At 69.8% G+C, this 13,681-nt stretch carries 9 protein-coding genes; 4 read left to right on the forward strand and 5 right to left on the reverse strand.

The window, feature by feature from the left end:
* Positions 1 to 103 precede the first annotated feature (103 nt).
* The gene (locus ACFWWR_RS10690) at positions 104 to 1,015 is read left to right on the forward strand and encodes an LLM class flavin-dependent oxidoreductase (RefSeq protein WP_383862415.1); all 912 of its coding nucleotides are present in this window, start codon (positions 104 to 106) and stop codon (positions 1,013 to 1,015) included.
* 89 nt (positions 1,016 to 1,104) lie between these two features.
* Positions 1,105 to 1,977 (forward strand): HAD hydrolase family protein, encoded by an 873-nt coding sequence (locus tag ACFWWR_RS10695; RefSeq protein ID WP_383862412.1) that lies wholly within the window; start codon positions 1,105 to 1,107, stop codon positions 1,975 to 1,977.
* Positions 1,978 to 2,005: 28 nt separating this feature from the next.
* Here the strand turns inward: ACFWWR_RS10695 and ACFWWR_RS10700 are convergent, their stop codons facing one another.
* From ACFWWR_RS10700 to hisC, 5 genes are all read right to left on the reverse strand, one after another.
* Positions 2,006 to 3,079, reverse strand: coding sequence for a M23 family metallopeptidase (locus ACFWWR_RS10700; RefSeq protein ID WP_383862410.1), 1,074 nt, complete (start codon positions 3,077 to 3,079; stop codon positions 2,006 to 2,008).
* A 185-nt stretch (positions 3,080 to 3,264) separates the two neighbouring features.
* Positions 3,265 to 6,756, reverse strand: coding sequence for a thiol reductant ABC exporter subunit CydD (gene cydD, locus ACFWWR_RS10705; RefSeq protein ID WP_384302859.1), 3,492 nt, complete (start codon positions 6,754 to 6,756; stop codon positions 3,265 to 3,267).
* A 72-nt stretch (positions 6,757 to 6,828) separates the two neighbouring features.
* A complete protein-coding gene (gene cydB / locus ACFWWR_RS10710; protein ID WP_383862403.1) occupies positions 6,829 to 7,836 on the reverse strand; it encodes a cytochrome d ubiquinol oxidase subunit II in 1,008 nt (335 codons plus the stop codon).
* Between the two features lie 20 nt (positions 7,837 to 7,856).
* A complete protein-coding gene (locus ACFWWR_RS10715; RefSeq protein WP_383862400.1) occupies positions 7,857 to 9,362 on the reverse strand; it encodes a cytochrome ubiquinol oxidase subunit I in 1,506 nt (501 codons plus the stop codon).
* A gap of 195 nt (positions 9,363 to 9,557) precedes the next feature.
* Positions 9,558 to 10,637: a histidinol-phosphate transaminase gene (gene hisC, locus ACFWWR_RS10720; RefSeq protein ID WP_383862397.1), complete on the reverse strand. Its 1,080-nt coding sequence runs from the start codon at positions 10,635 to 10,637 to the stop codon at positions 9,558 to 9,560.
* A 419-nt stretch (positions 10,638 to 11,056) separates the two neighbouring features.
* Here hisC and ACFWWR_RS10725 point away from each other — a divergent pair, with 419 nt between their 5' ends.
* Positions 11,057 to 12,169, forward strand: coding sequence for a LacI family DNA-binding transcriptional regulator (locus ACFWWR_RS10725; RefSeq protein ID WP_383862394.1), 1,113 nt, complete (start codon positions 11,057 to 11,059; stop codon positions 12,167 to 12,169).
* Between the two features lie 243 nt (positions 12,170 to 12,412).
* Positions 12,413 to 13,495: a metallophosphoesterase gene (locus ACFWWR_RS10730; protein WP_383862391.1), complete on the forward strand. Its 1,083-nt coding sequence runs from the start codon at positions 12,413 to 12,415 to the stop codon at positions 13,493 to 13,495.
* Positions 13,496 to 13,681: the final 186 nt, after the last annotated feature.

Below are 13,681 nucleotides of genomic sequence, written 5' to 3' on the forward strand. Positions count from 1 at the left end.
TACCTGGTCACGACCGGCCTCAGCACGTGGCTGAGCGGGCGTGCGCGATGACCGTCGGTGACGGTTTCACGTGAAACACGTTCGGCCGCATACGCTCGGACCCATGAGTCTGCGTCTGAGCACCGTGATCCTCCCGTACCGCCGCTGGCACGAAGGCAGCCGTTCGGCATGGACACGCGCCGAGCAGCTCGGCTTCCACACCGGGTACACCTACGACCACCTGTCCTGGCGGAGCTTCCGGGACGGGCCCTGGTTCGGGGCCGTGCCGACGCTGACCGCCGCCGCGGCCGTCACCGACGATCTCCGCCTGGGCACGCTGGTGACCTCGCCGAACTTCCGGCACCCGGTGACCCTCGCCAAGGAGCTGATCTCCCTCGACGACATCTCCGGTGGACGGGTGACGCTCGGTATCGGCGCGGGCGGCACCGGCTTCGACGCCACCGCGCTCGGGCAGGAGCCCTGGACCGCGCGCGAGCGTGCCGACCGGTTCGCCGAGTTCGTGCAGCTGCTGGACCGGCTGCTGAGCGAGGACGGCCCCAGCGGGGTGTCGTACGAGGGCGACCACTACTCGGCGCACGAGGCGCGCAACGTCCCCGGCTGCGTACAGCGCCCTCGGCTGCCCTTCGCGGTGGCCGCCACCGGACCGCGCGGGCTGAGGCTCGCCGCGCGCTACGGACAGGCGTGGGTGACCACCGGCGACCCCAGGCTGTACGAGAACGGCACTCCTGAACAGTCGGTTCAAGCCATTCGCGGACAGGCCGAGAAGCTGGCCGACGCGTGTGCCGCGATCGGCCGTGACATCAACTCGCTCGACAAGATCCTGCTCACCGGCTTCACCCCGGACCGCGGTCGGCCGCTCCAGTCCCTGGACGCGTTCGTGGACTTCGCGGGCCGGCACCAGGAGCTGGGCTTCACCGAGATCGTGATCCACTGGCCCATCCCCGACTCGGACTTCGAGGCGGACGAGAAGGTCTTCGAACAGATCGCCATGGAGGCGCCGGGGCAGCTGCGCTGACCTGGAAGACCAGCCGTCTGCGCCTCATCCGTTCCTCATCGGTGCGGACTGCCGCACGGGCGTGCAGGCATGTGCGGGAGAATGACCGGGTGACCTCAGCGACTCGACAGCCCGAGACCCCGGCCGCCGCCCTCCCGCCCCGGCTGATCGCCACCGACCTCGACGGCACCCTGCTGCGCGACGACAAGTCGGTGTCCCCGCGCACGGTCGCGGCCCTCGCCGCCGCCGAGGAGGCGGGCATCGAGGTCTTCTTCGTCACCGGCCGCCCCGCCCGCTGGATGGACGTCGTCAGCGACCACGTCCACGGTCACGGCCTGGCGATCTGCGGCAACGGGGCCGCGGTGGTCGACCTGCACGGCGGCCCCGGCGCCCACCGGTTCGTGAAGGTCCGCGAGCTGGCACGGGACAACGCCCTGGACGCCGTACGGCTGCTGCGTGACGTGGCGCCGGGCACGGTGTACGCGGTCGAGCAGACGTACGGTTTCTACCAGGAGCCGGACTATCCGAAGCTGCACATGGAGATCCCGGACACGCTCGCACCGGCCGAGGACCTGCTGGCGCCGGACGCCCCCGGAGCCGGCGAGCCGGTCCTGAAGATCCTCGCCTATCACCCCGACATCGACCCGGACGCCTTCCTCACCCTCGCCCGCCTCGCGATCGGCGACCGTGCGAACGTCACCCGCTCCAGTCCCAGCGCCCTGCTGGAGATCAGCGGCCCCGGCGTCTCCAAGGCCAGCACGCTCGCCCTGTGCTGTGCCGAGCGTGGCATCTCGCACGAGCAGGTCGTCGCCTTCGGGGACATGCCCAACGATGTCGAGATGCTGACCTGGGCGGGACGGTCGTACGCGATGGGCAACGCGCACCCGGACGTGCTCGCGGCGGCGTCGGGGCAGACGGTCGCCAACAACGAGGACGGGGTGGCCGTCGTGATCGAGCGGCTGCTGGTGGAGCGGGCCGGCTGAGGCCCGCTCGATCGGCGGAGATCAACGGCTAGCCCAGCCTCACTCCCCGTGACGACAGCCAAGGCCCCGGATCCACCGCCGAACCCGTCTGCGAGGTGACCCGCACCTCGAAGTGCAGGTGCGGGCCGGTGGAATTGCCGCTGGTGCCCGACTGTCCGACCCACTGCCCGGTACCCACCTGCTCGCCCTGGTCGACGGCGACGGCGGCGAGGTGGGCGTACTGCGTGTAGTACCCGTCCGCGTGCTGGACCACGACCTCGATGCCGAACGGGCCCCCGCACGACACCTTCACCACCCGTCCCGCGCCCACCGCCCGCACCGGCGTGCCGATCGGCACCGCGAAGTCCTGCCCGGTGTGCCGGTTCGCCCACCGCGCACCACCGCTGCCGAACCCGGCGGACAGCTCGTACGTCTCCACCGGAGCCACCCAGGTGCTCGTGACGTCCGTCTGCGGCTGGTCCAGTCGGACGGCGCCACGGCACGAACCGGCCGCGACGGAGGCGTCGGCCTGGCCCTGCAGCTGCCACCGTGCCTGGTCGAGCTTCGCCTCGATGTCCTTCTTCAGATCGCCGAGTTCGGTGTTCCGCCGGTCCAGCTGCTGCCAGGCCGCCGCGGCCTTCGCCTCGTCCGCGGCAAGCCGAGCCTCGGCCCGGCGGCTCTTGTCGATCGCGTTGTTGAGGGCGAGATCCGCCTGCCAGACGGCCCGCTGACCTCGCATCAGGTCATCGGGATCGTCCGCCAGAATCATCTGCGCGGTGATCGGAAGGCCCCCGCCGGTGCGGTACTGGGCGCGCGCGATCCGACCCAGATCCTCGTGCAGGACGGCGATCCCCTTCCGCTCCCGGTCCAGCAGCGCCTCGAAGCGCTGGGCCTGCGCCCTCTGCACCTCGGCCTCCTGCCGAACCGCTTCGTACTGCTGCGTCGCCGCGGCCGCGTCCTCGTACAGCCGGACCACCTGTGCGCTGATCCCGGCGTCGGCGGCGCCGTGCGTGTCCTCGCCGTCGTCGGCGGCGGCGGAGGTGCCCGTCAGGCAGGCCGCGAGCACGGCGAACGCACACAGCAACGCCGGGACGAGCAGCGGAAGACGGCGGGGAAAGCGCATATCAGCGATCCTGGCCCGTCCCGCGCCCCAAGGCCCTGTTCAAGTCGTGCAGCTGGGGGAGGTTGCCACAGATGGGCTAGTACGGCGTCACGGCGGAGAGGGATCAAAAGCCCCGTCAGCGGGGCCGACGGCACCCGTGGCTCGACGCCGCAGGTACCGGGAGCGGTGTGGTGCGGGTCGACCGACTACCGCACCCCCACCAGCAGATCCGCCTGCTCCTCCCGTTCCACCATCCGCCGCAATGGCCCCTGCACACCGGCCAGTTCGGCGTACGAACCCCGCTGCACGACACGCCCCGCGTCCAGGACGACCACTTCGTCCACCGCTTCCAGACCCGCCATCCGGTGAGTGATGAGCAGCGTCGTACGGCCCTCGGTGGCGGCCAGCAGATCGGCGGTGAGCGCATCCGCCGTCGGCAGGTCCAGATGCTCGGCGGGCTCGTCGAGCACGAGGACGGGGAAGTCCGCCAGCAACGCGCGGGCCAGCGCGAGCCGCTGCCGCTGCCCACCGGACAACCGTGCCCCGTGTTCGCCGACCAGCGTGTCCAGCCCGTCGGGCAGTCCGTCGGCCCAGTCGAGCAGCCGGGCGCGGCGCAGCGCGTCGCGCAACTCGTCCTCGGTGGCGTCCTTCTTGGCGAGCAGGAGGTTCTCGCGCACGGAGCTGTCGAAGAGGTGCGCGTCCTGCGCGCACAGCCCGACCAGCCGCCGTACGTCGTCGCCGTCCAGCGCGTGCGCGTCCACGCCTCCCAGGGTGTACGAGCCCGCGTCCGCGTCCAGGAAACGCAGCAGCACCTGTGCGAGCGTCGACTTGCCGGACCCGGACGGTCCGACCACCGCGATCCGACGGCCCTCCGCCAGGGTCAGGTCGACTCCGGCGAGCGCGTCCCGGTCCTGCCCGGCATGACGGGCGGCAAGTCCCCTGACCGCGACGGGGAAGGGCGATGCGGGTGCCTGCCGCGGCCGCGCCGGTTCCCGTACGGGCTCGGGCGTGTCCAGCACCTCGTACACACGCTCCGCGCTTCTGCGCACCCGTTGCCGGTACTGCACGGCGAGCGGCAGACCCAGTACGGCCTCGAAGGCGGCCAGCGGGGTGAGTACGACGACAGCCATGGTCACGCCGCTCAGCCTGCCGTCGACGACCGCCTGGGCGCCCACGACGGCGGTGGCGGCGACGGTCAGGCCGGAGAGCAGCGCGGTGAGTCCGTCGCCGAGCGCGGTGGCGGTGGCGGCGCGTGAGGCGATCCGGGTGAGCGTCCCGTCGGCCCGCCGCGCCTCGGCCGTGCGGCCGGGCAGAGCGCCGGCGACGGTCAACTCGGCGGTCCCGGTGAGCAGATCGGTCACGCGCGTGGCCAGCACGCCTCGGGCGGGGGCCAGCCTGTGTTCGGCCCTCCGGGCCACGGCGCCGGTGACCAGCGGGACACCCGCACCCGCCGTCAGCAGCCCGACGGCGAGCACGGCGCCGGCCTCCGGCAGCAGCCAGCTCGTGAAGCCGACGGACGCGGCGGACACGACCACGGCGGCACCGGCGGGCAGCAACCAGCGCAACCAGTAGTCCTGCAGGGCGTCCACATCGGCGACGAGCCGCGACAGCAGGTCACCCCGGCGGGACTGCCGAAGCCCCGCGGGCGCCAGCCGCTCAAGGCGCCGGTACACCGCGACCCGGGTGTCGGCCAGCATCCGCAGCACGGCGTCGTGCGAGACGAGCCGCTCGGCGTAGCGGAAGACGGCCCGCCCGATCCCGAAGGCCCGCGTAGCCGTCACGGCCATCATCAGATAGAGCACGGGCGGCTGCTGCGAGGCCCTCGAGATGAGCCACCCGGAGGTGGCCATGAGCCCGACGGCACTGCCGAGCGCGAGGCTTCCGAGCAGCAGGGCGAGCACGAGCCTTCCGCGCCGGGCTCCGGACATGGAACGGACGCGGGCCAGGACACCGCGGGTGTCCGCCGCCGGCACCGTCGTCTCAGGTGCTTCGGGAATGAGATCCGGTGTGGCCTCGGTCATGCGTACCGGAGTGGCCCCGAGCACAACCTCCCTGTGAGTGGGGGACACCGGCTCGGCCAGCCGCACCACCCGGTCCGCCACCGACAGCAGCGCCGGCCGGTGCACCACGAGCAGGACCGTCCGGCCCACCGCCAGCCGCCGCACCGCCTCCACGACCTCGGCCTCGGTGGCCCCGTCGAGCGCCGCCGTCGGCTCGTCGAGCAGCAACACGGGCCGGTCGGCGAGGAACGCCCGGGCCAGCGCGAGCCGCTGCCGCTGCCCGGCGGACAGCCCTGCCCCGTCCTCACCGAGCACGGTGTCGGCACCCTGGGGCAGCGCGTCCACGAACTCCAGCGCGCCGGCGTCCGTCAAGGACCGCCGTACGGCGGTGTCGTCGGCGTCGGGCCGGGCGAGACGTACGTTCTCGGCGATCGTCCCGGCGAACAGGTGCGGCCGCTGCGGCACCCACGCGATCCGGGCCCGCCACTGCTCCAGGTCGGCTTCGGCGAGATCGACTCCCCCGGCCAGCACCCGCCCCTCGCTGGGCCGTACAAAGCCCAGCAGCGCGTTCAGCAGTGTGGACTTGCCCGCACCGCTCGGCCCGACGAGAGCGACCGTCTCCCCGGTCTCGACAGCGAAGGACACGTTCGACACGGCGTCCCCGGACCGCCCGGGGTAGCGGACCGTGACTCCCTCGAAGGACAGGCCTCCCACCGGCACGGCGGCGGAACCGGATGTCGGCACCGGCGTCTCCAGGACCGAGAAGATCTCCTCGGCTGCCGCGAGCCCCTCCGCCGCCGCGTGGTACTGCGCCCCCACCTGGCGCAGCGGCAGATACGCCTCCGGCGCCAGTACGAGGATGACCAGGCCGATGTACAGGTCCATGTCGCCGTGGACGAGCCGCATGCCGATGGTCACGGCGACGAGTGCCACCGAAAGCGTGGCAAGCAGCTCCAGCGCGAAGGAGGAGATGAAGGCGATGCGCAGCGTCCGCATGGTCGCCTGCCGGTATTCGCCGGTGATACGCCGGATCGAGTCGGCCTGCGCCTTGGCCCGTCCGAACACCTTCAGGGTCGGCAGGCCGGCGACCACGTCCAGGAAGTGCCCGGAGAGCCGGGACAGCAGTTGCCACTGCCGGTCCATCCGGGACTGGGTGGCCCAGCCGATCAGCATCATGAACACCGGAATGAGCGGCAGGGTGCCGACGATGATGGCCGCCGACACCCAGTCCTCGGTGACGATCCGCGCCAGTACCGCCACCGGTACCACCACCGCGAGCCCCAACTGCGGGAGATAGCGCGAGAAGTAGTCGTCGAGTGCGTCCACGCCGCGAGTGGCGAGGGCGACCAGCGAACCGGTCCGCTGTCCGCTCAGCCACCCGGGGCCCAGCGCCACGGAACGCTCCAGCAGCCGCCCGCGCAGTTCCGACTTCACCGCCGCGCTCGCACGATGGGCCGAGAGTTCGGTAAGCCAGGCGACCACGGCCCGCCCGACCGCGACGGCCCCCAACAGCAGGAGGGGAGTGGTGAGTTCGGGCACCGACATACCGTGCTGGAAGGCGCCCACCACCACTTCGGCGATGAGCATCGCCTGGGCGATGACCAGCACCGCACCGACGGCACCCAGACCGACGATAGCCACCAGGAAGAGCCGGGTGGCGCGGGCGTACCGGAGGAGTCGCGGATCAATCGGTTTCACGTGAAACATGCCCTTCGGTCCAGGGCGGCGCGTTTCACGTGAAACATCGCGAAACACGCTGCCCTGTGGGACTCAGTGAACGGCGTCGGCGGCCAGGTGCTGCGTGCCGATCCGCTTGCGGAACACCCAGTAGGTCCAGCTTTGGTAGAGCAGGACGATCGGTGTGGCGATGCCCGCACACCAGGTCATGATCTTCAGGGTGTAGGGGCTCGACGAGGCGTTGGTGACCGTGAGGTTCCATTCGGCGTTGAGCGAGGACGGCATGACGTTCGGGAAGAGCGTGAGGAAGAGCATCGCCACGGCGGCGACGATCGTGACGCCGGACAGCGCGAACGACCATCCCTCACGTCCGGCCTGGTTCGCCCCGAGCGCCGCGACCAGTGCGGCGACCGCTACGACGAGTGCGACCAGGCTCTTGCCGTCACCGCTGTCGACCTGTGTCCACCCCAGGAAGACCAGCGCCAGCGCGGCGGCGACGAGTCCCACCCCGAGTGCCAGCTTCCGTGCCCGCTCCCGGATCTCCCCGACGGTCTTGAGCGCCGTGAACACGGTCCCGTGGAAGGTGAACAGCGTCAGCGTCACCAGGCCGCCGAGCAGCGCGTACGGGTTGAACAGGTCCCAGAAGGTGCCGACGTAGTTGAAGCTCTGGTCGATCTTCACTCCGTGCACGATGTTGCCGAAGGCCACACCCCACAGGAACGCCGGGATCAGCGAGGTCCAGAAGATCGCGTGCTCCCAGTTGCGCTGCCAGTTCTCCTCGGGCCGCTTGACCCGGTACTCGAAGGCGACACCCCGGACGATCAGGCAGACCAGGATCATCAACAGAGGCAGGTAGAACCCGGAGAACAGCGTGGCGTACCACTCGGGGAAGGCGGCGAAGGTCGCGCCGCCGGCTGTGAGCAGCCAGACCTCGTTGCCGTCCCAGACCGGACCGATGGTGTTGATCAGCACCCGCCGCTCGGGCCGGTCGCGGGCAAGCAGCCTGGTGAGGATGCCGACTCCGAAGTCGAATCCCTCCAGGAAGAAGTAACCGGTCCACAGGAGGGCGATGAGGACGAACCAGACGTCGTGAAGTTCCATGACTGTGCAGCTCCCTCGGCCTAGTACGAGAAGGCCATCGGCTTGTCGGCGTCACGGGAGTCGCCGCCGATCTTCGTGGGCGGGTTGAGGTCGGCCTCGGTGAGTTCGGGCGGGCCGGCCTTCACGTACTTCGCGAGCAGCCTGACCTCGATGACTGCAAGGACGGCGTACAGCGCGGTGAAGGTGACCATCGAGATGATGATCTCGGTCTGGGAGACGCCCGGGGAGACCGCGTCCCGGGTCTGCATCACGCCGTAGACGACCCAGGGCTGTCGGCCCATCTCGGTGAAGATCCAGCCCCACGAGTTGGCGATCAGCGGGAACGCCATCGTCCAGACCGCCACCAGCCAGTACAGCCGGGTGAGCCTCGCCCCGAGCGGCTTCTTCAGCACCACCAGATGCGGTACCTCGTCCTCGCCGGTCCGCAGAGCGGCCGGCAGCAGGAACTTCTTCCGGGTGAGCCACAGCCCCAGCAGGCCGATGGAGAAGGACGCCATACCGAAGCCGATCATCCAGCGGAAGCCCCAGTAGGCGACCGGGACGATGGGCTTGTAGTCACCGGGCCCGTACTTCTGCTGCTCGGCCTTGTTGGTGTCGTTGATGCCGGGCACGTACGAATCGAAGTCGCTGTGGGCGAGGAAGGACAGCAGCCCGGGTATCTCCAGGGCCACCTTGTTGTGCCCCTCGTCGACGTCCCCGTACGCGAACACGGAGAAGGGCGCCGGCTTCTCGCCGTCCCACAGAGCCTCGGCGGCGGCCATCTTCATCGGCTGCTGCTCGTACATGACCTTGCCGAGGGTGTCACCGCTGATCGCGGTGAGCAGACCGCCGACCGCCAGGGTGACGAGGCCGAGCCGGAGCGAGGTCCGCATCACGGGGATGTGCTTCTTGCGCAGCAGATGGAAGGCGGCGATGCCCACCATGAAGGCGCCGCCCGTCAGGAAGGCCGCCGAGAAGCTGTGGAAGACCTGGTTGAGAGCGGTGTTCTGGGTGAGGACCTGCCAGAAGTCGGTGAGTTCGGCGCGGCCCTTCTCCTTGTTGATCCGGTAGCCGACGGGGTGCTGCATCCAGGAGTTGGCCGCCAGGATGAAGTACGCCGACAGCAGCGTGCCGAGCGAGACCATCCAGATGCAGGCCAGGTGGATCTTCTTCGGCAGCTTGTCCCAGCCGAAGATCCACAGGCCGATGAAGGTCGACTCGAAGAAGAAGGCGATCAGCGCCTCGAAGGCGAGCGGGGCGCCGAAGACGTCACCGACGAAACGGGAGTAGTCAGACCAGTTCATGCCGAACTGGAACTCCTGCACGATGCCGGTGACGACACCCATCGCGATGTTGATCAGGAAGAGCTTGCCCCAGAACTTGGTGGCCCTGAGGTACTTCTCCTTCTCCGTCCGCACCCACGCCGTCTGCAGGCCGGCCGTGAGAGCGGCCAGCGAGATCGTCAGGGGAACGAACAGGAAGTGGTAGACGGTGGTGATGCCGAACTGCCAGCGCGCCAATGTCTCCGGCGCCAGAGCCAGGTCCACGTCGTCACTCTCCTTACATCGCCGTGGTCACAGCGGCGGTTTGCCCCTTACACCCCCCACATCACGGGAGTAACCGGGACACGCTTGTGAACGCGTTCACATTCACAAGCAATTATGGCGCACCCCTTTTCGAAGCACGAAGGGGGGTCCCCCTTTCATCGGAAGACCCCCCTGGCAGCACCCCGGTGCCCGGAGCTACAGCTCCTTGCGGAAGTCCTCCGCCACCTTCAGGAAGATGTCGTTCGCCTCGTTCTCCCCGACCGTGACCCGCACGCCCTCGCCCGGGAACGGCCGGATCACCACGCCCGCCTGCTCGCACGCCGCAGCGAAGGCGACCGTGTGCTCCCCCAGGCGCAGCCACACGAAGTTGGCCTGGGTCTCGGGCACCGTCCAGCCCTGGACGCGCAGTGCCTCGACCAAGCGCGTGCGCTCGCACACCAGCGAGCCGACCCGGCCGAGCAGTTCGTCCTCGGCCTGCAGCGAGGCGATCGCCGCGTCCTGTGCGAGCTGGCTCACACCGAAGGGCACCGCCGTCTTGCGCAGCGCCGCCGCCACCGGCTCGTGGGCGATCGCGAAGCCGACGCGTAGGCCGGCGAGGCCGTACGCCTTGGAGAACGTCCGCAGGACACAGACGTTGGGCCGCTCGCGGTACAGCTCCACACCGTCCGGCACCTCGATGTCGCGGATGAACTCGCGGTACGCCTCGTCCAGCACCACCAACACGTCGCTCGGCACCCGGTCGAGGAACCGTTCCAGCTCGGCCCGCTTCACGACCGTGCCCGTCGGGTTGTTCGGGTTGCAGACGAAGATCAACCGGGTCCGGTCCGTGATCGCGTCCGCCATGGCGTCCAGGTCGTGCACATCACCCGGCGTCAGCGGCACCTGCACCGACGTCGCGCCGCTGATCTGCGTGATGATCGGATACGCCTCGAAGGACCGCCAGGCGTAGATGACCTCGTCGCCGGGGCCGGAGGTCGCCTGGACCAGTTGCTGGGCCACGCCGACCGAGCCGGTGCCGGTGGCCAGATGGGAGAGAGGGACGGCGAAGCGCTCGGACAGCTCGTTCATCAGCCCCGTGCACGCCATGTCCGGGTAGCGGTTGAAGGACGAGGCCGCGGCCATCACCGTCTCCATCACGCCGGGCAGCGGCGGATACGGGTTCTCGTTGGAGGACAGCTTGTAGGCCACCGGGCCGCCGGCCGCCGCCGGCTTGCCCGGCTTGTAGGTGGGGATCCCCGCCAGCTCGGCGCGCAGCTTGGGGCTCGTCTCGCTCACCACAGTCCTCCTCGCGACCGCCGGCGGCCCGTCATCACCGCCCGGCTTCCAATACTCCTCACCTTAAGAGGATTCCGTTCGGCTGCGTACAGGTCGGAGCCGACCTCATCCGTCACACCGGCATCAGGGGCATCAGCGTACGAAGGCGCACGAAACCAGGGGGCGCTGTCACATATATCTATGCGCCGGTGGCTCACGCCCTGGCGCGCATCCCTCGTAGAGGTGAGTTGGTACCTCTTCGAGACATGGGCCACTTGGCAGGCTTGCACGGGCCGACACGTCACGTCCTGACATGGGCAGGTTCAAGTCCCTTGCTTTCCAAGGCATTTGGCATTCTGTGACCTTGCAGAAACGTGCCTGTCAACGCGTGCATATGCGTCCGCCCTACCCCACCGCATGAGCCCTACTATCGGCTCGCCATGACAGCAGCAGGGAAGCACCAGGTGAGCCGCGCGGAAACCTCTCGTCGGGGAAGTCGGCCGGGCCGGGCAGGCATCAGAGACGTCGCCGCCGCCGCCGGAGTCTCGATCACGACCGTCTCCGACGCCCTCAACGGCAAGGGCAGGCTCCCCGACGCCACCCGACGCCATGTCCGCGAGGTCGCCGACCGGCTGGGCTACCGCCCGTCGGCCGCCGCCCGCACTCTCCGCACCGGCAAGTCGGGACTGATCGGCCTGACCGTGACGACGTACGGGGATGAACCTTTCACTTTCACCGAGTTCGCGTACTTCGCCGAAATGGCGCGCGCCGCCACCTCGGCCGCGCTCGCCCGCGGCTACGCGCTCGTCATCCTCCCCGCGACCTCCCGCCACGACGTGTGGTCGAACGTCGCCCTGGACGGCACGGTCGTCATCGACCCGTCCGACCAGGACCCGGTCGTCAGCGAACTGGTCCGGCAGGGTTTACCGGTCGTCTCCGACGGCCGCCCGGCCGGCACACTGCCGGTCACCGCCTGGGTCGACAACGACCACGAGGCCGCCGTACTCGGCATCCTCGACCATCTGGCCGACGCCGGCGCCCGCCGCATCGGCCTGCTGACCGGCACCACGACGGACACGTACACCCACCTGTCGACCACCGCGTACCTGCGCTGGTGCGAGCGCGTGGGCCAGGATCCCGTGTACGAGGCGTACCCGGCGCACGATCCGTGCGCGGGCGCCGTCGCCGCCGACCGGCTGCTCGCCCGCCCCGACCGGCCCGACGCCGTGTACGGACTGTTCGACCCGAACGGCACCGACCTGCTCGCCGCCGCCCGCCGCTACGGGCTGCGCGTGCCGGACGACCTGCTGCTGGTCTGCTGCAGCGAGTCCACCGTGTACGCCAGCACCGAGCCGCCCATCACCACGCTCTCCCTGAAGCCGCGCCGCATCGGCACCGCGGTGGTCCAACTCCTCATCGACGCCATCGAGGGGGTCGAGTCGGACCGGCCGGTCGAGCAGGTGATACCGACCGAACTGATCGTGCGTACCTCGTCCCAGCGACGCCCTCCGCGTACGACCGTCAGCCCGCCGCGGTCGCCCGAAGAGACGTGACGCGACGGCGGCCGCCCCGGGAAAGCGCGTTCCCCGGGGCGGGGCGGGGGCGGTTGCCCGGTAGACGAAGCCCTGCCCAATCGGGGCGAAAGCCGCGTTGAACCGGAGTCCTGCTCCGATTCACCACCCCTGGGTCATCACACAGCGCGATCCGCATTCCTATGATGGGCCCACGACACCGCGGGCCGCTGCGACCAGGCAGTCCGAAGCGGTGCAGATGCGGCGTGATGGTGGAGGGGTCTGATGACTCAGGGGGCCGGTCAGGGACCCGAGGTGGAGCGAACGGCGACGTTGCGCGACTTCCGGGTGCCCGCATACGTCCACGAGACCGGTCCGTACCCGCCCGCCGCGCCCGCCGGCGAGGGAGTAAGACCGGTCGAGGAAGCGGTGGACCATCCCGAGGGGTACACGCCGACCGAGCGTGACCTGCCGGTCATCAACCGGGGTGACACTCTTCAGGTGCACATCGATCCCGCGGCCGTACCGGCCTCGCAGCCGACCAGCGAACCCGGGCCGCTGTACGTCGTCGGAGACGTGCACGGATATCTCGACGAGCTGGTGGCCGCCCTCCAGGAAAAGGGCCTCGTCGACACCGCGGGGGCTTGGTGCGCGGGCACCGCCCGACTCTGGTTCCTGGGCGACTTCACCGACCGCGGCCCCGACGGCATCGGTGTCATCGACCTCGTGATGCGGCTCTCCGCCGAGGCAGCCGCGGCCGGCGGCTACTGCAAGGCGCTCATGGGCAACCACGAGCTGCTGCTGCTCGGCGCCAAGCGGTTCGGCGACACCCCCGTCAACTCCGGCGCGGGCACCGCCACCTTCCAGGCCGCCTGGCTGCTCAACGGCGGCCAGAAGAGCGACATGGACCGCCTCCAGGACCACCACCTCCAGTGGATGGCCCGCCTCGACGCCGTCGAGGAGGTCGACGGTCACCTGCTCGTCCACTCCGACACCACCGCGTATCTCGACTACGGCCGCTCCATCGAAGAGGTCAACGACACCGTCCGCGAGACGATCACCCGCAACGACGCGGACGAGGTGTGGGATCTGTTCCGCAAGTTCACCAAGCGGTTCTCCTTCCGCGACGAAGGCGGCGCGGACGCCGTACGCTCCCTGCTCGACACGTATGGCGGCACCCGCATCGTTCACGGTCACAGCCCCATTCCGTATCTCCTCGGCGACGTCGGCTCCGAAGAGGGCGAGGACCCTGCGACTCCGCTGGTCGAGGGACCGCACCTCTACGCCGACGGACTCGCCATCGCGATGGACGGCGGAGTGACCATGGCCGGAAAGCTGCTGGTCCAGCAACTTCCCCTGGATATCTGAACGTTCCCAGGGCAGACGTTGCCCATGACGGACTGATCGACGGCGGCCCAGGCCAGAGGGCATTTTCGGTAAACCCCCTGTCACCGCGTGCCGACATCGCTCTACCATCGGCTTATCCGTAGCAGGCTCCCCTCCGTTTCTGCCCGACGGCTCGTCAGCGTGCGAGCCCCAAGCCCTACGGAGCAT

Source organism: Streptomyces sp. NPDC058678 (genome assembly GCF_042714835.1).
Classification (GTDB): Bacteria; Actinomycetota; Actinomycetes; order Streptomycetales; family Streptomycetaceae; genus Streptomyces.

Bases quoted from the DNA above. Each gene is read 5' to 3' on its own strand.
- ACFWWR_RS10690 (WP_383862415.1), top strand. From the start codon at position 104: ATGAGTCTGCGTCTGAGCACCGTGATCCTCCCGTACCGCCGCTGGCAC.
- ACFWWR_RS10700 (WP_383862410.1), bottom strand. From the start codon at position 3,079: ATGCGCTTTCCCCGCCGTCTTCCGCTGCTCGTCCCGGCGTTGCTGTGT.
- ACFWWR_RS10730 (WP_383862391.1), top strand. From the start codon at position 12,413: ATGACTCAGGGGGCCGGTCAGGGACCCGAGGTGGAGCGAACGGCGACG.
- cydB (WP_383862403.1), bottom strand. From the start codon at position 7,836: ATGGAACTTCACGACGTCTGGTTCGTCCTCATCGCCCTCCTGTGGACC.
- ACFWWR_RS10725 (WP_383862394.1), top strand. From the start codon at position 11,057: ATGACAGCAGCAGGGAAGCACCAGGTGAGCCGCGCGGAAACCTCTCGT.